Annotated in this window: 22 protein-coding genes; 13 read left to right on the forward strand and 9 right to left on the reverse strand. The window is 67.0% G+C overall.

The features are described 5' to 3' along the window. Positions 1-3 precede the first annotated feature (3 nt). Positions 4-1,245, reverse strand: a complete 1,242-nt coding sequence (locus tag AC0IZJ_RS10115) for a patatin-like phospholipase family protein (protein ID WP_471849179.1) — start codon at positions 1,243-1,245, stop codon at positions 4-6. Between the two features lie 18 nt (positions 1,246-1,263). Continuing rightward, complete coding sequence (locus AC0IZJ_RS10120; RefSeq protein WP_471849181.1) at positions 1,264-1,902, reverse strand: phasin family protein; 639 nt, start codon at positions 1,900-1,902, stop codon at positions 1,264-1,266. Between the two features lie 171 nt (positions 1,903-2,073). On the opposite strand from AC0IZJ_RS10120, the gene AC0IZJ_RS10125 reads away from it, so the two are divergent. The 3 genes from AC0IZJ_RS10125 to AC0IZJ_RS10135 are packed head-to-tail and all read left to right on the forward strand — an operon-like array spanning position 2,074 to position 5,899. Beyond that, entirely contained in the window at positions 2,074-4,068 is a 1,995-nt protein-coding gene (locus AC0IZJ_RS10125) for an SDR family oxidoreductase (protein ID WP_471849183.1), read from the forward strand. Between the two features lie 60 nt (positions 4,069-4,128). After that, complete coding sequence (locus AC0IZJ_RS10130) at positions 4,129-4,677, forward strand: GNAT family N-acetyltransferase (RefSeq protein WP_471849185.1); 549 nt, start codon at positions 4,129-4,131, stop codon at positions 4,675-4,677. Next, positions 4,670-5,899, forward strand: a complete 1,230-nt coding sequence (locus AC0IZJ_RS10135; protein ID WP_471849187.1) for a saccharopine dehydrogenase family protein — start codon at positions 4,670-4,672, stop codon at positions 5,897-5,899. Before AC0IZJ_RS10130 ends, AC0IZJ_RS10135 begins: the two co-directional genes overlap by 8 nt. 286 nt (positions 5,900-6,185) lie before the next feature. Here the strand turns inward: AC0IZJ_RS10135 and AC0IZJ_RS10140 are convergent, their stop codons facing one another. The 5 genes from AC0IZJ_RS10140 to AC0IZJ_RS10160 all read right to left on the reverse strand — a co-directional run bounded on the left by AC0IZJ_RS10140 (position 6,186) and on the right by AC0IZJ_RS10160 (position 8,646). Further along, positions 6,186-6,644, reverse strand: coding sequence for a DUF1203 domain-containing protein (locus AC0IZJ_RS10140; protein WP_471849189.1), 459 nt, complete (start codon positions 6,642-6,644; stop codon positions 6,186-6,188). A gap of 73 nt (positions 6,645-6,717) precedes the next feature. Next, the gene (locus AC0IZJ_RS10145) at positions 6,718-7,200 is read right to left on the reverse strand and encodes a hypothetical protein (protein ID WP_471849191.1); all 483 of its coding nucleotides are present in this window, start codon (positions 7,198-7,200) and stop codon (positions 6,718-6,720) included. After that, entirely contained in the window at positions 7,197-7,472 is a 276-nt protein-coding gene (locus AC0IZJ_RS10150) for a hypothetical protein (protein WP_471849193.1), read from the reverse strand. Before AC0IZJ_RS10150 ends, AC0IZJ_RS10145 begins: the two co-directional genes overlap by 4 nt. Positions 7,473-7,520: 48 nt before the next feature. Beyond that, positions 7,521-8,003, reverse strand: coding sequence for an outer membrane lipoprotein (locus AC0IZJ_RS10155; protein WP_471849195.1), 483 nt, complete (start codon positions 8,001-8,003; stop codon positions 7,521-7,523). Positions 8,004-8,088: 85 nt separating this feature from the next. Beyond that, the gene (locus AC0IZJ_RS10160; protein WP_471849197.1) at positions 8,089-8,646 is read right to left on the reverse strand and encodes an HNH endonuclease; all 558 of its coding nucleotides are present in this window, start codon (positions 8,644-8,646) and stop codon (positions 8,089-8,091) included. A 268-nt stretch (positions 8,647-8,914) separates the two neighbouring features. Between AC0IZJ_RS10160 and AC0IZJ_RS10165 the strand changes: the two genes are divergently transcribed. From AC0IZJ_RS10165 to AC0IZJ_RS10210, 10 genes are all read left to right on the forward strand, one after another. Continuing rightward, complete coding sequence (locus tag AC0IZJ_RS10165) at positions 8,915-9,643, forward strand: TetR/AcrR family transcriptional regulator (RefSeq protein WP_471849323.1); 729 nt, start codon at positions 8,915-8,917, stop codon at positions 9,641-9,643. Positions 9,644-9,682: 39 nt separating this feature from the next. Further along, positions 9,683-11,473 (forward strand): acyl-CoA dehydrogenase C-terminal domain-containing protein, encoded by a 1,791-nt coding sequence (locus AC0IZJ_RS10170; protein WP_471849198.1) that lies wholly within the window; start codon positions 9,683-9,685, stop codon positions 11,471-11,473. Positions 11,474-11,486: 13 nt separating this feature from the next. After that, positions 11,487-11,918 (forward strand): DUF2147 domain-containing protein, encoded by a 432-nt coding sequence (locus AC0IZJ_RS10175; protein WP_471849200.1) that lies wholly within the window; start codon positions 11,487-11,489, stop codon positions 11,916-11,918. A 3-nt stretch (positions 11,919-11,921) separates the two neighbouring features. After that, positions 11,922-12,782 (forward strand): alpha/beta hydrolase, encoded by an 861-nt coding sequence (locus AC0IZJ_RS10180; protein ID WP_471849202.1) that lies wholly within the window; start codon positions 11,922-11,924, stop codon positions 12,780-12,782. Positions 12,783-12,815: 33 nt separating this feature from the next. Beyond that, positions 12,816-15,218 carry a 3-hydroxyacyl-CoA dehydrogenase/enoyl-CoA hydratase family protein gene (locus AC0IZJ_RS10185; protein ID WP_471849204.1) on the forward strand — a complete coding sequence of 801 codons (2,403 nt, stop codon included), beginning with the start codon at positions 12,816-12,818 and terminating at the stop codon, positions 15,216-15,218. A gap of 68 nt (positions 15,219-15,286) precedes the next feature. Further along, on the forward strand, positions 15,287-15,817 hold the full coding sequence (locus AC0IZJ_RS10190) for a DUF4442 domain-containing protein (protein ID WP_471849206.1): 531 nt from the start codon (positions 15,287-15,289) through the stop codon (positions 15,815-15,817). Positions 15,818-15,846: 29 nt separating this feature from the next. Continuing rightward, entirely contained in the window at positions 15,847-17,061 is a 1,215-nt protein-coding gene (locus AC0IZJ_RS10195) for an acetyl-CoA C-acyltransferase (protein ID WP_471849208.1), read from the forward strand. 3 nt (positions 17,062-17,064) lie between these two features. Beyond that, entirely contained in the window at positions 17,065-17,598 is a 534-nt protein-coding gene (locus AC0IZJ_RS10200) for a DUF1569 domain-containing protein (RefSeq protein ID WP_471849210.1), read from the forward strand. A gap of 73 nt (positions 17,599-17,671) precedes the next feature. Next, positions 17,672-18,784 (forward strand): glycoside hydrolase family 5 protein, encoded by a 1,113-nt coding sequence (locus AC0IZJ_RS10205; protein WP_471849212.1) that lies wholly within the window; start codon positions 17,672-17,674, stop codon positions 18,782-18,784. 10 nt (positions 18,785-18,794) lie between these two features. After that, the gene (locus tag AC0IZJ_RS10210) at positions 18,795-19,559 is read left to right on the forward strand and encodes an enoyl-CoA hydratase (protein WP_471849214.1); all 765 of its coding nucleotides are present in this window, start codon (positions 18,795-18,797) and stop codon (positions 19,557-19,559) included. Between the two features lie 22 nt (positions 19,560-19,581). Here AC0IZJ_RS10210 and AC0IZJ_RS10215 read toward each other — a convergent pair whose 3' ends face one another. After that, positions 19,582-19,743, reverse strand: coding sequence for a DUF1328 domain-containing protein (locus tag AC0IZJ_RS10215; RefSeq protein WP_293800107.1), 162 nt, complete (start codon positions 19,741-19,743; stop codon positions 19,582-19,584). Positions 19,744-19,858: 115 nt separating this feature from the next. Beyond that, positions 19,859-20,272, reverse strand: coding sequence for an acyl-CoA thioesterase (locus AC0IZJ_RS10220; RefSeq protein WP_471849216.1), 414 nt, complete (start codon positions 20,270-20,272; stop codon positions 19,859-19,861). Positions 20,273-20,279: the final 7 nt, after the last annotated feature.

Here is a 20,279-nt window from a genome sequence, read left to right on the forward strand (position 1 = left end):
GCGTCAGCGCGCCCGCGCCTCCAACACCGCCAGGCTGCCGCGCAGCGAACGCAGCGCCTGCGCCATGCGCGTCTCGCCAGGCGCCGGCAGCAGGCGGGCCTCGCGGCTGGCGAGCACGTCCTCGCGCAGCGTCAAACCCGCGCGGGCGAACTGTGGCTTCAGCACGGCCGCACGTTCACGCAGCAGCTCGCGCGTGGCCTGGTAGGCGTGCTCGGCCAGCCGGCGGCGCTGGCTGTAGCTGAAGGTGTTGGCCAGGAACAATTCGGCGTCGCGCGGGTCCGGCTCGAACAGCAGGATGTCGGTCTGCGGATGCGTCAGCTCGTAGCCCTTCATGCCCAGTTCCAGGCGCGAGTGGATCAGCGAGCGGAAGGTCTGCGACAGCACCAGCGGCAGGCCGCCGTCCACCAGGCGGTGAATGCGCGGCTGAAGCGCGCGCACGGCGGGGCGGCCCAGCTTGCTGGCGAGCTTCTTGGCGCGGCGCGACCGGGCCTCGCGGTGGGAGAGGCGGTCGCTGGCGTAGGGCACCAGCGGGTTAAGGCAGATCAGCAGGTCGAGGCCTCCGTCCAGCAGCACGGAGGCATGCAGCGTTTTCTTCAACGCGCCGTCCACGTAATGCCGTCCATCGATCTCGACCGGCGGGAACAGCCCGGGCAGCGCGGCGCTGGCCTGCACAGCCTGGGAGATGGGCACGTGGTCCCAGCCCTCGGTACCGAAGGGGATGGCCTCGCCGCTGTCCAGGTCCGTGGCGACCAGCACCAGGTGGCGGCGCAGATCGCGGAAGTCGTTGCTGCGTCCGGGTTCGGCGAACACGCGCGTCAGCGCCTCGCCGAAGCGCTCACTGCTCAGCAGGCCGGTGGGCAGCACGCGCCCCAGTCGCTCGATAGCGGAGAGGCGCGAGCGACCTTCCAGCAGCACCTCCCGCGCGGCATCGGCCAGCAGTTGGGGGACCAGGCGCAGGCGCTGGCCAAACTCGGCCCAGGCAGGTTGCAGCAGCTCGGCGGGGTCGAAGCGGTCGGGCGCCTCGGCGGTGTTCTCGATGAAGGCGGCGCAGAGCTGGCGCGGCGTCATGCCGTTGGCCAGGCCCGCGGCGATGAAGCCGCCCGCGCTGACGCCGATGTAGCCGTCGCAGGCGGTGAAGTCCAGGCCGTCGACGGCCTCCTCCAAAGCACAAAGGGCGCCAACTTCGTAGATGGCGCCCAGTGGGCCTCCGCCTGCCAGGGCCAACCCAATCCTTGGGTGGCTCATGTCAGAGAGTCAGCTTGATCAGGCTTGCGCGGTCGGCGCGGCGGCCTTCTTGGCGGCAGGTGCCTTCTTGGCCGGAGCAGCCTTCTTGGCAGCCACGGGCTTGGCGGCGGCAGCTTTCTTGGCCGGCGCTGCGGCGGGCTTCGCAGCCGGGGCAGCCTTCTTGGCAGCCGGAGCAGCAGCCTTCCTGGCGGCGGGCTTGGCGGCAGCCTTCTTGGCCGGCTGCACGCCGGTCGCCACGGCCAGCGCGTCGATGCGCTTGATCAGGCTGTCGATATCGGCCTTGGTCGGCACGCCCAGGCCTTGCAGGGCCTTGGCCACGCGGGCTTCGAAGATGGTTTCCAGCTTGTCCCATTGCTGGCCGGCCTTGGCGCCGACGTCGCCGGCCATGCCGCTGACCTTGCTGGCCACGGCGCTGAACTTTTCTTCGGCGGCGGATTGGGTCTTCTTCTGCAATTTCTGTCCTTCCGAGACGAGGGCCTCGAAGACCTTGGAGCCTTCGCCCTGGGCCTTGGCGAAGGAGGCGAGGCCGGCGGCCCAGATCTGCTGGGCGCTGTCCTTGACGTTCTGTGCCATCGCGCTGTCGAGCAGGCCAGCCGGGAAGCCGGTGGCGGCAGCAGCCTTCTTCTTGTCAGCCATCTTTTGAAGCTTCTTGACCATTTGGTGTCCTTGCGAGTTAGCGAATTGCAGCGGGACTGTAGCGGCGGCCTTGGCCCGCAGAGCGCCCATTCCTAGTGAGTGCGCTCTACGCCGTTCCTCGGGAAAGTGCGCAGCAGGCCACCCCGGGCGCTGGTCAAGAATGAAGCAAACCCCCACAAGCAGGAGACCCGCATGCAGTATTTCGTCACTGGCGCCACAGGCTTCATCGGCAAGCGACTCGTCAAGAAGCTGCTGGCCCGGCGCGGCAGCACGGTCCACTTCCTGATGCGTGAGGAGAGCGCGGCCAAGCTGACCGACCTGCTCGCCTACTGGGGCGTCGCCAAGACGCGCGCAATCCCCGTCTACGGTGACCTGACGAGCAAGAAGCTCGGTGTGGCCAGCGACGTCATCAAGAGCCTGAAGGGCAAGATCGATCACCTCTATCACCTGGCTGCGGTCTACGACCTGGGCGCCGACGAGGAATCGCAGGTGGCGGTGAACATCGAAGGCACCCGCAGCATGGTGGAGTTCGCTCAGGCCATCGACGCCGGCCATGTGCATCACGTCAGCTCGATTGCGGCGGCAGGGCTGTACGAAGGCGTGTTCCGCGAGGACATGTTCGAAGAGGCGGAAGGGCTGGACCACCCGTACTTCATGACCAAGCACGAGAGCGAGAAGATCGTGCGCAAGGAGTGCAAGCGGCCGTGGACGGTGTATCGCCCGGCGCTGGTGGTGGGCGACTCCAAGTCCGGTGAGATGGACAAGGTCGACGGGCCTTACTACTTCTTCAAGCTGATCCAGCGCATGCGCCAGATCCTGCCGCCGTGGATGCCCAGCGTCGGCCTGGAGGGTGGCCGCATCAACATCGTGCCGGTGGACTTCGTCGTCGACGCGCTGGACCACATCTCGCACAAGGTCAGCAAGGGCCACGGCTGCTACCACCTCGTGGACCCGCAGGGCTACCGCGTCGGCGATGTGCTGGACATCTTCAGCAAGGCCGCGCATGCGCCCAAGATGAACCTGTTCATCAACGCCGCGTTGATGGGCTTCATCCCCAAGAGCGTCAAGAAGGGGCTGATGGCGCTGGCGCCGGTGCGCCGCATCCGCAATGCGGTCATGAAGGACCTCGGCATCCCCGAGGACATGTTCACCTTCATCAACTACCCGACGCGCTTCGACTGCCGCGACACCGAGGCCGCGCTCAAAGGCAGTGGCATTGCCTGCCCCGACCTGAACGACTACGCCTGGCGGCTTTGGGACTACTGGGAGCGTCATCTCGACCCGGCGCTGTTCATCGACCGCAGCTTGCGCGGCGCCACCGGCGGCAAGGTGGTGCTGGTGACGGGCGGCTCATCGGGCATCGGCCTGGCCACGGCCATCAAGTTCGCCGAGGCCGGCGCCATCACGCTGATCTGCGCGCGTGACGAAGCAAAGCTGGCCGAGGCCGTCAAGGAGATCAAGGACAAGGCCGGCAAGGACGCTCAGATCCACAGTTATGCCTGCGACATCGCCGACGAGGCCGGCTGCGCGGGGCTGATCGCGTGGTGCAACGACGAGTTCGGCGGCGTCGACTTCCTCATCAACAACGCCGGCCGCTCCATCCGCCGTGCGATCGAGAGCAGCTACGACCGCTTCCATGATTTCCAGCGCACGATGGACCTGAACTACTTCGGCTGCCTGCGCGTCACCATGGGCCTGCTGCCCGGCATGGTGGCCAAGAAGAAGGGCCACGTCGTCAACATCAGCTCCATCGGCGTGCTGACCAATGCGCCGCGCTTCAGCGCCTACGTGGCCAGCAAGGCCGCGCTGGACGCCTGGACGCGCTGCGCCTCCAGCGAGTTCGCCGACACCGGCGTGACGTTCACCACCATCAACATGCCGCTGGTGCGCACGCCGATGATCGCGCCGACGGCGATCTACAAGAACGTGCCGACGCTGGCGCCCGAGGAGGCCGGCGACATGATTGCGCAGGCCTGCATCAACAAGCCGGTGCGCATCGCCACGCGCCTGGGCATCTCCGGCGAGATGCTGCATGCCGCCGCGCCGCGCATCGCGCAGATCGTCATGAACACGACCTTCCGCATGTTCCCCGACAGCTCCGCCGCCAAGGGCGACAAGTCCGGCAAGTCGGGGCTGTCGCCGGAAGCCATCGCCATGCAGCAGATGATGCGCGGCATCCACTTCTAAACAGAGACACTCTGACCAGGCCCGGCTCAGGCCGGGTTTTTTCATTCAAGGACGGAATCCATGCTGAGAGGACAACGTGTTGGCCTGCGCCATGTGACGGAGGAAGACCTGCCCTGGCTCAAGCGCTCGGTGAGCGACCCCCAGGTGAAGGGCCCCTTCCTGGGCTCGCGCATGATGACGCCGCACGCGGTAGACCAGCGCTGGAAGGACAACGGCTTTGCCAGCGAGGAGGCCGAGCGACTGCTGATCTGCCATCTCATCGACGGCAGCGTCGTCGGCGACGTGGTGCACTTTGCGGCAGCCCGCTACACGACGGCGCGCGAGATCGGCTGGGGGATGGCCGACGTCGCGATGCGCGGCCAGGGCCTGGCCAGCGAGGCGGCCGCGTTGCTGGTGGACTACCTGTTCGAGAACTGGCCGGTGAACCGCCTGTCCTGCGGCATGTCCGTGCACAACCACGCCTCCCGGCGCGTGGCCGAGAAGTGCGGCTTCACGCACGAAGGCATACAGCGCGGCATCGTCTTCGTGGCCGGCGAGTATGTGGACTGCCATTCGCTGGGCTTGTTGCGCAGCGACTGGGTGGCCATGAAGGGCCGGGCCGATGCCTGAGCGCCGGGAGTTCGATCTCGTCGTCTTCGGCGCGACCGGGTTCACGGGCCACCTCGTGGCCGAATACCTCCACCTCAGCGGCGCGGCCGGAGCGCGCTGGGCCATTGCCGGGCGCAGCCTGGACAAGCTGGCCAAGGTGCGCGACCAACTGCACCTGCCGCCGTCGATCGCCTTGCTGAAAGCGGACGCCAACGATGCCGCCGCGCTCAAGGCCCTGGTCAGGCGCACGCAGGTGGTCATCACGACGGTCGGCCCCTATCAGCTGCACGGCGAGCCGCTCGCCACCGCCTGTGCCGAAGGCGGCACCGACTACGTCGACCTCTGCGGCGAGCCGCTGTGGATGGCCCGCATGATCGACAAGTTGACGCCACTGGCCGAAGCGAGCGGCGCGCGCATCGTCTTCTCCTGCGGCTTCGATTCCATCCCCTTCGACCTCGGCGTCGTCTACCTGCAGGCCGAGGCGCAGGCCCGCTTCGGCGCACCGCTGCCGGAGGTCCGTGGCCGCGTCGCGCGCATCAAGGGCGCGGCGTCGGGCGGCACGCTGGCCAGCATGATGGAGACGGTCGCCGCCGTTCGCCGCGAGCCCGCTCTCGCCAAGGTCATGGCCAATCCCTTCACGTTGACGCCGGGCTTCAAGGGCCCGCGCCAACCCGCCGATCAGGGCGCCGACTTCGACGACTGGGCCGACGCCTGGACGGCCCCCTTCGTCATGGCGACGATCAACACCAAGAACGTCCACCGCAGCAACGCGCTGCGCGGCCATCCCTGGGGCGAGGGCTTCATCTACAGCGAGAAGCTGCTGACCGGGCGGCGGGGCCAGCGCGACAAGGGCCGCAGAAAGGCGACGGTGCTGAGCTGCTTCAACCAGCTGCAGAACCTGCTGCTGGGCCTGGGCCCCGCGCGCGCGTTCCTGCGCCGCTTCGTGCTGACCCAGCCGGGCGACGGCCCGAACAAGGCCGCGCGCGAGGCGGGGCGCTACGAAGTCTGGTTCACCGGCCGGTCAGCCGGCGGCGAGACGCTGCGCGCCATCGTCAAGGGCGACCGCGACCCGGGCTATGGCTCGACCTGCAAGCTGATCAGCGAGACGGCCCTGTGCCTGCTGCAGGACGTGGGCCGCGAGGCCACCCACGGCGGCGTGTGGACGCCCGGCAGCGCGATGGGCCTGGCGCTGGTGCGCCGGCTGCAGGCCCGCGCTGGGCTGAGTTTCGAGATTGCTGTTTGAGCGCGCCCCGCCGGGCGATTGCTCAGCCGCGCAGGCACAGGACGTTGGAGGGCAACCTCGCCGAGGTGCTCGCGGCGCTCGAGGCCGCCGCAGCGGGCGGGACTGAGAGTTAGGTGCCGCCTCGCTGGCAGGGAGCTGGGCGCCTGGATGCCGCAGAGCAACTGGCCGGGCAGCCTCAACGAGCCGGGCGCGCGTGGGTTTGGCGCCAGCGTCGTCATCGCGCCAGACGGGAGTTGCTTGAAGAAGCTGACGCGTGACGAGGTGGCCTTCGCCATCGTCGGCGCCCTCAGGCGCGCCGGATCAGTGCCGCATAGCAGCCGCGCCGCGCGAAGTGCGCGTGGACGTACGCGGCCGTGGGCTGCGCGAACAAGCGCTCGATGAGGTCCTCGACGGCCATGCCGTCGACGACATCGGCATCAACCATCAGGCCGGCCGCGTCGAAGGCGCGAAGCGACAGCAGTCGCCGGCGCAGCGCGTCTGGCACGTCGTCGACCGCGTCGAAAGGCGCGCCGGCGTGCTCGCGCACGAAGATGGCGTGGCGCGAGCGGTAGGGCGTGGCGGCAGGCTGGTGCTCATGGTTGATGAGCAGCACGGTCTCGTCGCCCAGCGTGTCGCGCAACTCGACGCGGTCGGGCAGGCCTTCGCCCTGATACCGGAGTGCGCCATGGACGCCGAGCTCGGCGTCGCTCAGACCGAAGAGATGTTCAAAGGGTTGGGCAGACAGCCCGGTGATGCGAAAGGACATGGCGTGCTCCGGTGGGAAGCACGCCATTCTTCCGACGCAGCCGAGCCCTGTCTGGCCGCAATCGGACGTGCAGTCAGTCCCGCCCGGCGGGGCGCTCGAAGCCGTTGTCCACCCAAGCCTCGGCCGCCGACTGGCTGAGCTTGAAGCCCGCCGCCACCTTGACCTGCGCCAGGCGCTCGCCGGCGGCGTCAAAGGCGGCCAGCCAGGCATACGGGTCGTCCTCGGCGGGCACGATCTCCAGCGTGATCTTGAGCCAGGCGCCGTCGCGGGCGACGTAGAGCGCCTTGTTGAGCTGGGCGTGCAGCTGTTGCTCGTGCCGGCGCAGCACCTCGGAGGCCGTCTTCACCAGTGTGTTGAAGGCGTTGACGTCCAGGGGCTTGGGGTTCTTCTTGTCCCGCCCCATCGTCCAGGGGCCGACCAGCGCCGGTTCGCTTTCGCCGGCCTTGAACATCGCGACGGCCCAGCCCTCGTCGTCCTCGTTCTTGATGACCTGCGCCGTCCAGCCGTTGTCGCGCCACAGGCGCGCCTCGAAGACGGGTTCGTGAAGGTCACTCATGCCTTGAGCGCCTTGGCCAGCAACTCGGCCACGAGGGCGTTGATGCCGCCTTCATGGCTATCCGCTCGCTCGCGCAGTTGCTCGGTCAACTCGGCCGGCAACTTACAGGCAAAAGGCACCAGGCCGGCAGCGGCGTCCAGCTTGCGCTGCGCCTTGCGGTCGGGCACTGCGGCGGCGGCGGCACCGAAGCGGCCGGGCGTCGCCTTGCCACGCATGGCGCTGTCCAGCTTCAGGCCGGCAAGGCGTTCCAGATCGGTTTTCTTCATGTTCATGGGCCGGATTGTCCCTGCTCGGGACGCCGGCCCGTGAACGCCGGCGAATCAGCTGTTGGCTGCGGGCACGACGGCCGGGGCGCGCATCACGCGGGTCTTGCCGCCGGTCGTCGTCAGGATGACCGGGTCACCGCTGTTGAAGGACTCGACGCCCTTGGCCTGCACGATGGAGCGGCGCTCGCCGTTGCGCAGCTGGACCGTGATCTCCAGCGCGTTTTCACGGGTGGCCGAGCGTTCGATGGCGTTGCCGATCACGGCGCCGGCCACGGCACCGAGCACGCCGACGACCTGGCCTTCACGACGACCACCGACCGAGCTGCCGGCGATGGCGCCGGTCACGCCACCGGCCACGCCGCCGATGCCGCTTTGCGAGCCGTCGATGACGACCGGGCGGGCGGACAGCACCGTCGCGTCCTGCACCTGCGACATGCGCTGCGCGTCGCCGCGCTGGATGACGTCGGGGCTGGTCGTCGAGCAGGCCGACAGGGCGAGCGCGGCGACGAGGGTGAGGGAAGTCACGAGTTTGGACATGATGGTTTTCTCCTTGAGCAGAACAGCGGCCCAACGTGGCGAATTGTCCTGCCGTTGACCGATGGTCGCCGCTTGCTACAACTCTTTACCCATGCAGCCGGCTCGAGCGGGGCACGCTGGCGAGCAGGAACTCCATCTGGTCGGCCAGGATGCGGCGGCCGCGCAGGATCATGTCCTCGTGCAGGCTCGGCACATAGGGCAGGTAGAGCAGGCTCATGTTCGCCTCCTCGGGCAGGCGGCTGCCCTTGCGGCCATTGCAGGGGCGGCAGGCAGTGATGCAGTTCATCCAGCTGTCATAGCCGCCGCGCGAGGTCGGGTGGATGTGTTCGCGCGTCAGGTCTTCGTGCAGGCAGTGATGGCCGCAGTAGGCGCAGATGAAGCGGTCGCGCACGAAGAGCTTGCTGTTTGTCAGCGCCGGCGCCTGGCGCCAGGCCCGGCTGGGCACCGAACCACGCACGGCAATGATGGAGTGCACCTCGATGCGCGACTGCCTGCCGGTCACGCGCTGCCAGCCGCCGCGCAGCACCTGGCAGGGCTCGCCGAGCGTCCATGCGACGCCGTCGCTGGCGTAAAGCACCGCAGCTTCCCGCGTGGTGATCCAGGCCTGGGGCCGGCCGGAGACATCGAGTTGGAGCACATCCACAGGCGTCAACCTCCTGGAAGGGCGCCCCCACGGGCCTCGGGTCAACTCGGGAACTGCCCCTCTTCAAGCCCAGAGCCTAGCGAGAACCGGGCCAGGGCTCAAGCGTGGGGCTGTGACACCGCCGCGGGCTGGGTAAAAACTCAGGGTCATCCCTAGGTTGTCGGGCCTATTAGACACATCGCCCTAGGAATTTGAACCGCCGGACTGGCGCGCCGACCGGAGCGACCTGCAAAATAGAACGATCGTTCGTTTTATTCCTGAGCTTCGTCTGCCTGTGTCCACGCTTCCCGTCCCCGCCAAGAAAGCCGCCCCGCTGCGCGCCGCCAAGCCGGTGCGCGTGGCGCGTTCCCTGCAAAAAGGCCAGCAGACCCGTGCCGCCATCCTCGACGCCGCGCTGGGCCTGGCCTCGCACATGGGCCTGGAGGGCCTGTCCATCGGCGCGCTGGCCGACGTGACGGGCATGAGCAAGTCGGGCGTCTTCGCCCACTTCGGCTCGCGCGAGGAACTGCAGATCGCCGTCGTTACCGAATACCACGCCAAGTTCGAAGAGGAAGTCTTTTTCACCGCCATCCGTGAGACGCGCGGCCTGCCCAGGCTGCGGGCAATGTTCGAACACTGGGTGCGCCGCGTATCGGTCGAGGTGGACTCGGGCTGCATCTACATCAGCGGTGCCGTCGAGTTCGACGACCGGCCCGGCCCGGTGCGCGATGCGCTCGTCGCCATGGTCAAGGCCTGGCATGCGGCGCTGCAAAAGGCCATCCAATTGTCCATCGGCGAAGGCCATCTGAAGGCGGACGCCGATGTCGAGCAGATCTGTTTCGAGCTGCACGGCCTGATCCTGTCCTTGCACCACGACGCGCGTTTCATGCGCATCCCCGGCGCGCTCACTCGTGCCGGCACGGGTTTCGACCGAACCATCCAGTTCTATGCCACGCCGGCCGGCCTCGCCATCGAGAGCAGCCGCAAGGCGCCCAAGAGCAGCGCCACCAAGCGCTGACCCGAATCACGATCCCCCAGACTGTTCCAGGAGTACCCGATGCCCCAGTACACCCCGCCCATGCGTGACATGCAGTTCGTCATGCACGAGCTGTTGAACGTGGTCGACGAGCTGAAGATGCTGCCGGCCCATGCCGACATCGACGCCGACACGATCAACGCGGTGCTTGAGGAAGGCGGCAAGTTCGCCGCCGCTGTCATCGCCCCCATCAACCTGAGCGGCGACGCCGAGGGCTGCACGCTCGACAAGGCCACCCACGAGGTGACCACGCCCAAGGGCTTCAAGGATGCCTACAAGCAGTACGTCGATGGTGGCTGGGCGGCTTTGAGCTGTGACACCCAGTTCGGTGGCCAGGGCCTGCCCTATCTGGTGAACCAGTTCTTCTACGAGATGCTGAACTCGGCCAACCAGGCGTGGACGATGTACCCGGGCCTGTCGCATGGCGCCTATGAAGCCCTGCACGCCCACGGCACGCCCGAGCAGCAGGCCACCTATCTGCCCAAGCTGACCAGCGGCGAATGGACCGGCACGATGTGCCTGACCGAGCCGCACTGCGGCACCGACCTCGGCATGCTGCGTACCAAGGCCGAACCGCAGGCCGACGGCACCTACAAGCTCACCGGCGCCAAGATCTTCATCTCGGCCGGCGAGCACGACATGGCCGACAACATCGTCCATCTGGTGCTGGCCCGCCTGCCGGACGCACCGGTGGGCTCCAAGGGCATCTCGCTCTTCATCGTGCCGAAATTCAACGTCAACGCGGACGGCTCGCTGGGCAGCCGCAATGACATCTTCTGCGCCGGCCTGGAGCACAAGATGGGCATCCACGGCAACGCCACTGCGCAGATCGTGCTGGAAGGCGCCGTCGGCACGCTGGTGGGCCAGCCCAACAAAGGCCTGGCCGCCATGTTCGTCATGATGAACGCCGCTCGTCTGGGCGTGGGCAACCAGTCGCTCGGCCTGACCGAGGTGGCCTATCAAAACGCCGTCGCCTATGCCAAGGACCGCCTGCAAATGCGCGCGCTGAGTGGTCCCAAGGCCCCGGACAAGCCGGCCGATCCCATCATCGTGCACCCCGACGTGCGCAAGATGCTGCTGACCGCCCGTGCCTTTGCCGAAGGCGGCCGCATGCTGCAGGCCTACACGGTGCTGCAACTCGACAAGGCGCTGAAGAGCGACGACGAGGACGAGCGCAAGGAATGCGACGCCGAAGTGGCGCTGCTGACGCCCATCATCAAGGCCTTCATCACCGACAACGGCTGGCTGGCCACGTCGCACTGCATGCAGGTCTTCGGCGGCCACGGCTTTATCCACGAGTGGGGCATGGAGCAGTACGTGCGCGATGCGCGCATCAACATGATCTACGAGGGAACCAACACCATCCAGTCGCTGGACCTGCTGGGCCGCAAGGTGCTGGGCAACAACGGCGCCACGCTGAAGAAGTTCGGCAAGAAGATCGCCGCCTTCATTGAAGAGGAAGGCACGAACGAGGCGATGCAGGAGTTCGTCAACCCGCTCGCCGACCTGGGCGACAAGGTCAACAAGCTGACGCAGGAACTGGGCATGAAGGCCTTCGGCAACCCCGACGAAGTGGGCGCCGCAGCGGTGGATTACCTCCGTGTGGTGGGCCACATGACGTTTGCCTACTTCTTCGCCCAGGCCGCCAAGATCGCGCTCGCCAAGAAGGATTCCGGCGATCCGTTCTACACCGCCAAGTTGGCCACGGCGCGCTTCTACTTTGCCAAGCTGCTGCCCGAGACGGCGATGCTGATCCGTACCGCCCGTGCCGGTCTGGCGCCGCTGATGGAAATGGAAGAGGCCCTCTTCTGAAAAGGATGCCCCGATGAAGTCCCTGTTCGCTGTTGCCCTGCTGTTGCCCGCGTTTGCCTTTGCGCAGACTTCACCCGTGGGCCTGTGGAAGACCATCGACGACGACGGCAAAACCGCGAAGTCGCTGGTCCGCATCAGTGAACAGGGGGGCACCCTCGTTGGCAGCATCGACAAGCTGCTGGACCCGAAAGACCCCGGCGACGCCAAGTGCGACCTGTGCCGTGATGACCGCAAGGACAAGCCGGTCGTCGGCCTGCAGATCATTCGCGGCGTGAAGGCTGAGGGCGACGGCGTGTGGGGTGGCGGCGAGATCCTCGACCCCAACAACGGCAAAACCTATCGCGTGCGCCTGAAGCCGCTGGACGGCGGCAAGCGCCTCGAAGTGCGGGGCTACATGGGCACACCGCTGTTCGGCCGCAGCCAGACCTGGCAGCGGGCGGAGTGAGCCATGGGTGAACTCGCCGGCCGTACCTGGGAAGGACTGACCGCGCCGGACTCCGGTGCGCGCTGGTTCTGGCATCGCCAGTTGAAGAAGCCCTTCTTCGGCCGCTTCATGAAGCCCTGGCGCTGGCCGCAGGGCGTGCCCACCGACGGCTGGGAGCGCCTGAGCTTCCCGAGCGCCAGCCATTCCGCGCTGGCCGCCGTGCTGAAGCGCACGACCGCCGAGGCACCACGCGGTGTCGTCGTCTGCGCCCACCCGATGGGCCTGGCGGCCAAGGGCTTCTGGCTGCGCAACGGCCATGCCGATGCGCTGCTCGATGCCGGCTTCCACGTGCTCGCCTTCGACTACAACGGCTTTGGCGACAGCGCCTCCACCAATTTCGACTGGCCGGCGGACAGCCTGGCCGCCGGACGGCAGGCGCGGCAACTGTTCCCCGGCCTGCCGGTGCATGCGCTGTGCGCATCCTTTGGTGCGATGCACATGCTGAATGCGCTCGGCGCAGCGGACTTTCCGTTCGACCGCATCGTGGCCGAGGGCTGCGCCTCCAGCCTGCCGGAGTTCTGGAAGCACTACCCCTTCGCCCACGCGGTGCTGCGCCTGGGCAGCGTCTTCGCGCCCGAAGCCGAGCGCCGGCTGCGGCCGGAACTGGCCATCACGCGGCTGCCTGCCCAGGTGCGCCTGCTGCTGGTTCACAGCCTGGGCGACCGCTGGACACCAACCGACCACGGCGACAGCCTGGCCGCCGCAGCGCCTGCGGGCGCGCGCGTGGAGCGGCTGACGCTCACCAAGGCCGACCACACGCACGGCATGCGCGACGAACGCGGTGTCTACTGGCCGGCCGTGCACAAGTTTCTGACGGCGGCCTGAGCCGCAGTCACCCCTTCTCAGACAGGAGACCCCATGAGTAGTTCCAAGTTCCAAGTCCGCAAGGTGGCCGTGCTCGGCGCCGGCGTGATGGGCGCGCAGATCGCGGCCCACCTCGTCAACTGCAAGGTGCCGGTCGTGCTGTTCGACCTGCCCGCCAAGGAAGGCCCGAAGAACGGCATCGTCACCAAGGCTGTCGACGGGCTGAAGAAGCTCAAGCCGGCGCCGCTGGGCGATGCGAGCGAGGCCGCGCTGATTCAGCAGGCCAACTACGAAGAGCACCTCGACCTGCTCAAAGGCTGCGATCTCATCATCGAGGCCATCGCCGAGCGCATGGACTGGAAGCTCGACCTGTACACCAAGATCGCGCCGTTCGTGGCACCCCACGCCATCGTCGCGTCCAACACGTCGGGCCTGTCGATCACCAAGCTCAGCGAAGTGCTGCCCGAAGAAATCAAGCCGCGCTTCTGCGGCATCCACTTCTTCAACCCGCCGCGCTACATGGCGCTGGTCGAGCTGATCAACACGCCGACCACTCAAGCCGACATCCTCGACCAGCTCGAAGCCTTCGTCACCACGTCGCTGGGCAAGAGCGTCGTGCGCGCCCACGACACGCCCAACTTCGTCGCCAACCGCGTCGGCATCGCCGGCATGATGGCCACGATGATCGAGGCCGAGAAGTTCGGCCTCTCCGTGGACGTCGTCGACGACCTGACCGGCAAGAAGCTGGGCCGCGCGTCCAGCGGCACCTTCCGCACTGCGGACGTCGTCGGCCTGGACACCATGGCCCACGTCGTCAAGACGATGCAGGACAACCTGAAGGATGACCCCTTCTACTCGACCTACGCTACGCCGAAGGTGCTGGCCGGCCTGATCGAGAAGGGCGCTCTGGGCCAAAAGACGGGCGCGGGTTTCTACAAGAAGGTGGGCAAGGACATCCAGCGCCTCGACTTCGCCACGGGTGAGTACGTCGCCGGCGGCAAGAAGGCCGACGAGATCGTCGCCCGCATGTTGAAGAAGCAGCCGGCCGACCGTCTCAAGCTGCTGCGTGAGTCGACCAACCCGCAGGCGCAGTTCCTGTGGGCCATCCTGCGCGACAGCTTCCACTACGCCGCCGTTCACCTGAACACAGTGGCCGACACAGCGCGTGAGATCGACTTCGCGATGCGCTGGGGCTTCGGCACTTCGCAAGGCCCGTTCGAGCTGTGGCAGGCCGCCGGCTGGAAGCAGGTCGCCGAGTGGATCTCGGCCGACATCGCCGAAGGCAAGACGCTGTCCAGCGCGCCGCTGCCGGCCTGGGTCAACGAAGGCCCGGTTGCCGAAGCCGGTGGCGTGCACACGCCGCAAGGCTCGTGGAGCGCCGCCGAGGGCAAGTTCAAGCCGCGCAGCGAGCTGCCCGTGTACGAGCGCCAGGCCTTCCGCGAGAGCCTGCTTGGAACCGGCGCCGCCGACCCGCTGAAGTCGGGCACCGAGCTGTTCAAGAACGACGAAGTGCGCGTCTGGACGCGAGACGGTGATGTCGTTATCGCCTCCATCACCGCCAAGCTGCACCTGATCAGCCCGGCCGTCACCGAGGGCCTGCTGAAGGCCGTCGAGATCGCCGAAGCCGACTACAAGGGCCTGGTGATCTGGTCGCCGGACGACGTGTTCTCGGCCGGCGCCAACCTCGAGAGCCTGATGCCCGTCTTCATGAAGATGGGCAGCAAGGGCATCGCGCCGGAAGAGAAGAAGCTGCAGGACATGATGCTGCGCCTGCGCTACGCCAACGTGCCGGTCGTCGCGGCGATGCGCGGCCTGGCGCTGGGCGGTGGCGCCGAACTGGCGGTGTACTGCTCGCGCCGTGTCACTCACGTGGAAAGTTATGTCGGCCTGGTCGAAGTCGGCGTGGGCCTGGTCCCCGGCGGTGGCGGCCTGACCTACATCGCCCGCCGCGCGGCCGAAATGGCTGCGGCCGGCAACGCCAATGCCGACATCCTGAGCTTCCTGAAGGACGGCTTCCTGACGGCGGCCACGGCCAAGGTCGCGACCTCGGCGCACGAAGCCAGGAAGAACGGCTTCCTGCTGGACAGCGACATCATCGTGCCGCACAAGGACGAATTGCTGCACGTCGCCACTGCAACGGCGCTCGGCATGGCTGAAGCCGGCTACCGCCCGCCGCACAAGGTCATGTTCCCAGTGGCGGGCCGCAGCGGCATAGCGACGATCAAGGGGCAGGTCGCCAACATGCGCGACGGCGGCTTCGTCAGCGCCCACGACTACCACCTGGCCGCGGCGATTGCCGACGTGGTCTGCGGTGGCGAGGTCGAGGCCGGCTCCCTCGTCACCGAGGAGTACCTGATGGCGCTGGAGCGCAAGCACTTCTGCGCGCTGCTGGACAACCCCAAGACGCAGGAACGCATCATGGGCATGCTGCAAACGGGCAAGCCGGTCCGAAACTAATGGCATTGCGGGATGGACCTGGCGGTGTACTCGCCGACAGCTCCGCCCCCAACTGACTAAGACGCGACATGAATAGGCTTCAACGCACGCTCGCCAAGCTGGACGCATTGCCGTCCCCGCTGCGGGGCGCTGCGCGTAACTTCGCGCTGCGGCGTGCCGTGCCCTTCACCGGCACGGCGTCGCTGGACTTCGTCGCGCTCACGCCTGAGCGCAGCGAGATCCACGTCGCCAACAAACGCCCGGTGCAGAACCACATCAAGGGCGTGCATGCGGCCGCCATGTCGCTGCTGGCCGAGACCGCGACTGGCATGGTGGTGGGCATGAACGTGCGCGACGACTGCCTGCCGCTGTGCAAGTCGTTGCAGGTGAACTTCCGCAAGCGTGCGACCGGCGGCCTGACCGCCAAGGCGCACCTGACGGACGCACAGCGCGCCAGCATGGCCAGCGACATCAAGGGCGAAGTGCGGGTCGCCGTGACCGTGACCGACGAAGCCGGCATCGAGCCGATCGAGTGTGAATTTGTCTGGGCCTGGGTGCCCAAAGAAAAGCCCCAATTCCAAGACCTTGCGGGACAGACCGAAGCGCGTACCCGCGCGTAGCTCCGTCCCCAACTGACCAAGGAAAGACCATGAGCAAGCAAGTCCAAGACGCCTACATCGTTGCCGCCACCCGCCTGCCCATCGGCAAGAGCGGCCGTGGCTGTTTCAAGAACACCCGCCCCGACGAGATGCTCGTCAAGGTCATGCAGGCCGTGCTGGCGCAGGCCCCTGGCCTGGACCCGGCGGCCATTGAGGACGCCATCGTCGGCTGCTCCTTCCCCGAAGGCGAGCAGGGCATGAACATCGCCCGCGTCGCCTCGGTGCTGGCGGGCCTGGGCCCGACCATCGGCGGCGTGACGATCAACCGCTACTGCGCGTCCGGCATCACCGCCGTGCAGATGGCCGCGGACCGCATCCGCGTCGGCGAGGCCGACGTGATGTTCGCCGGCGGCGTCGAGTCGATGTCGATGATCCCGATGGGCGGCAACAAGCCCAGCCTCTCGCCGCTGATCTTCGAGCGTGACGAGAACATTGGCATCGCCTACGGCATGGGCCTGACGGCCGAGAAGGTCGCCGCGCAGTGGAAGATCAGCCGCGAAGCGCAGGATGAGTTTTCGCTACAGAGCCATCAGCGCGCTGTCGCTGCCATGGCTGCCGGCCACTTCGACGCCGAGATGACGCCCTTCGACGTTGTTGAGCGCACGCCCAACCTGGCCGACGGCACCGTCAACACCAAGACCCGCACCGTCAAGCTCGACGAAGGCGCGCGCCCCGACACGAGCCTGGAAGGCCTCGCCAAGCTCAAGCCCGTGTTCGCCGCCAAGGGCAGCGTCACCGCCGGCAACAGCTCGCAGACCTCCGACGGCTCGGGCGGCCTGCTGATCGTCAGCGAGGCCGCGCTCAAGCGCTACAACCTGACGCCGCTGGCCCGCTTCGTGTCCTTCGCCGTGCGCGGCGTGCCGCCGGAGATCATGGGTATCGGCCCCATCGAAGCGATTCCCGTCGCGCTGAAGGCCGCGGGCATCACCGCCGCTGACCTGGACTGGATCGAGTTGAACGAAGCCTTCGCCGCACAGTCGCTGGCCGTGCTGAACGACCTGGACAGCAAGGGCATCGTGCTGGACCGCAGCAAGGTGAATCCCAATGGCGGCGCCATCGCGCTGGGCCACCCGCTGGGCGCCACCGGTGCCATCCGCGCGGCCTCCGTCATCCATGGCCTGCGCCGCACCGGCGGCAAGTACGGCATGGTGACGATGTGCGTCGGCGCCGGCCAGGGTGCCGCCGGCATCTTCGAGCGCCTGTAAGCGATGGACCGCCGCCGCGCGCTCAAGACCTCTGCGGTGTTGCTCGCGGCGGCGCCGTTGGCGGCCTGCACGGGTCAGCTGACGACCTTCAGGACCTGGAAGCGAGCGCAGGAGGCCGTGCTGGAACTGCTCTTCAACGACAAGGTCGTCGATGGCAATCCGTGGAACCTCAGCCAAGTGATGCAACACCTGGCCCAGAGCATCGAATATTCGATGCAGGGCTTCCCGGCGCCCAAAGGCGCCTGGTTCCGCGCCACCGTCGGCTCCGCTGCGTTCGCCGTGTTCAACGCGCGCGGCCAGATGAGCCACACGCTGGACGAGCCCATCCCCGGTGCGCCGGCGCTGGATGCGTCGCAGGCGCTGAAGACCTCGGTAAACCGGCTGCTCGCGGCGATGGATGCGTTCGCGCAGTTCAACGGCACGCTGCGGCCTCACTTCGCCTACGGCGAGCTCACCAAGCCGCAGTACGAACGGGCCCATCTGATGCACCTGGCCAATCACTGGACCCAGTTCCACGCAAAGACGGCCACCGCCTGATGAACGGCAGGGGTCGCGCGCGCCGGGGAGAATGCGCCGACCCGTCGAACACCGCAGCCGTTTTCAAAGAGCCATGAAACTTCCCCTGCTTGCCGCCTTGTTGGCCTTGACCTCCCTGACGGCCGCTGCCTACGAGCCCAAGGCCACGGCGCCTGTGGCCACCGACGCCGCCGAATGGTGGAACGTGCCGCACGCCCAACCCTTCGATGCCACGCAGCTCAAGCGCAAACAGAGTGAGATCAGGGTCAAGGGCAATCGGCTCTTGGACGAAAGCGGCAGGACGGTCGTCCTGCGCGGCGTGAACATCAGCGACCCGGACAAGTTGGTCAAGCAGGGCAAGTGGAGCAAGGCGCACTTCGCGGCTGCCAAGTCCTTTGGCGCCAACCACATCCGCCTGCCCGTCCACCCCATCGCTTGGCGCTCCCGCGGCAGCGACGGCTACCTGAAGCTGATCGACCAGGCCGTGCTGTGGGCCAACGAGCTCGACCTCTACCTGATCGTCGACTGGCACTCGATGGGCAACATCACCAAGGAGCTGTACTTCCATCCGATGTACGTCACCTCCAGGCAGGAGACGCGCGAGTTCTGGCGCACCATCGCCGCACGCTACGCCGGCATTTCGACCATTGCCGTCTACGAGCTGTTCAACGAGCCCACCATCGCCGGCGGCAAGCTCGGCGAGGTCGACTGGCAGGAATGGAAGGCCTTCAACGAAGAGCTGATCTCCATCATCTACGCCCACGACAAGGACATCATCCCGCTGGTGGCCGGCTTCAACTGGGCCTATGACCTGTCCCAGGTCGCCAAGTCACCCATTGCGCGGGAAGGCGTGGCCTACGCCATCCACCCGTATCCCCAGAAGAGCAAGGGACCGTATCCGGACTCGTGGGAGGCGCAGTGGGGCTATCTGTCGGAAAGATATCCCCTCATCGCCACCGAGATCGGGTGGATGCGCGAGGACGAGAAGGGCGCACATCGCCCCGTCATCGATGACGGCAGCTACGGCCCGCTGATCGGTGAATACTTCGCGCGCAAGGGCATCTCGTTCACCGTCTGGTGTTTCGACCCCGACTGGCCGCCCCAGATGATTTCAGACTGGAACTACACCCCCACCGGCCAAGGCAAGTTCTTCCGCGACTTCATGTTGAAGCAGGCCGCAGCGGAAGCCCAACCCGGCAAGCACTGAAAGACAAGCCATGACGATCAAGACCTACACCGTCAACGGCGTCGCGACCCTCGAGATCGCGCGCCCCGAGAAGAAGAACGCGATCACGCAGGCCATGTACCAGGCCATGGCTGACGCATTGCGCGCCGCCGACGCGGACCCGGCTGTGCGCGCCGTGCTGATCACGGGCCAGCCCGGCATCTTCACGTCGGGCAACGACCTCGAAGACTTCATGGCCGGCCCGGTGCGCGGTGAAGACGCACCGACCTTCCAGTTCATGCATGCGCTGGTGGACTGCGGCAAGCCGGTCGTCGCTGCCGTGACCGGTGCGGCCATCGGCATCGGCACGACGATGCTGCTGCACTGCGACTTCGTCTATGTGTCGGACGAAGCGCGGCTGGCCATGCCTTTCGTGGCGCTGGGCCTCGTGCCGGAGTTCGCTTCCAGCGTCGTGCTGCCGCAATTGATCGGCAATCGCCGTGCGGCCGAGAAGCTGTTGCTCGGCGACCCGTTCACGGGTGAGCAGGCGGTGGAGGCGGGTATCGCCAACGGCGTTCTTCCGAGTGGCGAGGTGCTGAACCATGCGCGGCGCGTGGCCGAACGCTTCAACAAGCTGGCGCCCGGTGCAGTGCGCGACAGCAAGCGGCTGATCCGCGAACCGCAGCGCGAGGCCGTCAAGGCAGCCATCGCGCGTGAGGCAGAAATATTTGGCGCCCGTCTGAGGAGCCCGGAAGCCACGGAGGCCTTCCAGGCGTTTTTCCAGAAGCGGGCGCCGGATTTCTCGAAGTTCGAGTGAGGGCAGGGCCTTTCGGCCCCGCCTATCGACGAACCAGACCGATCAGCAGGCCGATGACGGCCAGGATCAGGAAGCCGTAGAACAGGATCTGGGCAAAGCCGGCTGCACTGGCAGCGATGCCCGTGAAGCCGAACACGGCCGCAATCAGGGCGATGACGAAAAAGATGATGGCGTAACGCAGCATGGCTGGTCTCCTCACGGGTTGATGCCTGGATGGCGGACAGGTGAAGCCTAGGGCCGTTGCCGTTTTACACACGCCGGACGGCACTGCCGAGTGGAGTCGGACAGCGCTGACGCGGTTACATATTGGTCGGCACGACCAACCTTGGCTTGCGTTCACGGTCGATGGCCACGTAGGTCAGGTTGGCCTCGGTCACCTTCACGACATGCGGGTTCTCCGGGTCGCGCTCGGCCATGACCTCCACATGCACCGTGATGGACGTGCGGCCGACGCGGGTGATGGTGGCGTAGAAGCTGAGCAGGTCGCCGATGGAGACTGGCTGCTTGAACACGAACTCGTTGACCGCAACCGTGGCCACCCGGCCGCGCGATAGCCGCGCTGGCATGATGGAGCCGGCAATGTCCACCTGGGCCATGATCCAGCCGCCGAAGATGTCGCCGTTCGCATTCGAGTCGGCCGGCATCGGCATCACGCGCAACACCAGTTCACGCTGGCCGGCCTGGGTTTGTGCGGGGCTTGATTCCTGGGTCATGGCTTTC

The sequence above is a fragment of the Roseateles sp. AC306 genome, from assembly GCF_979253795.1.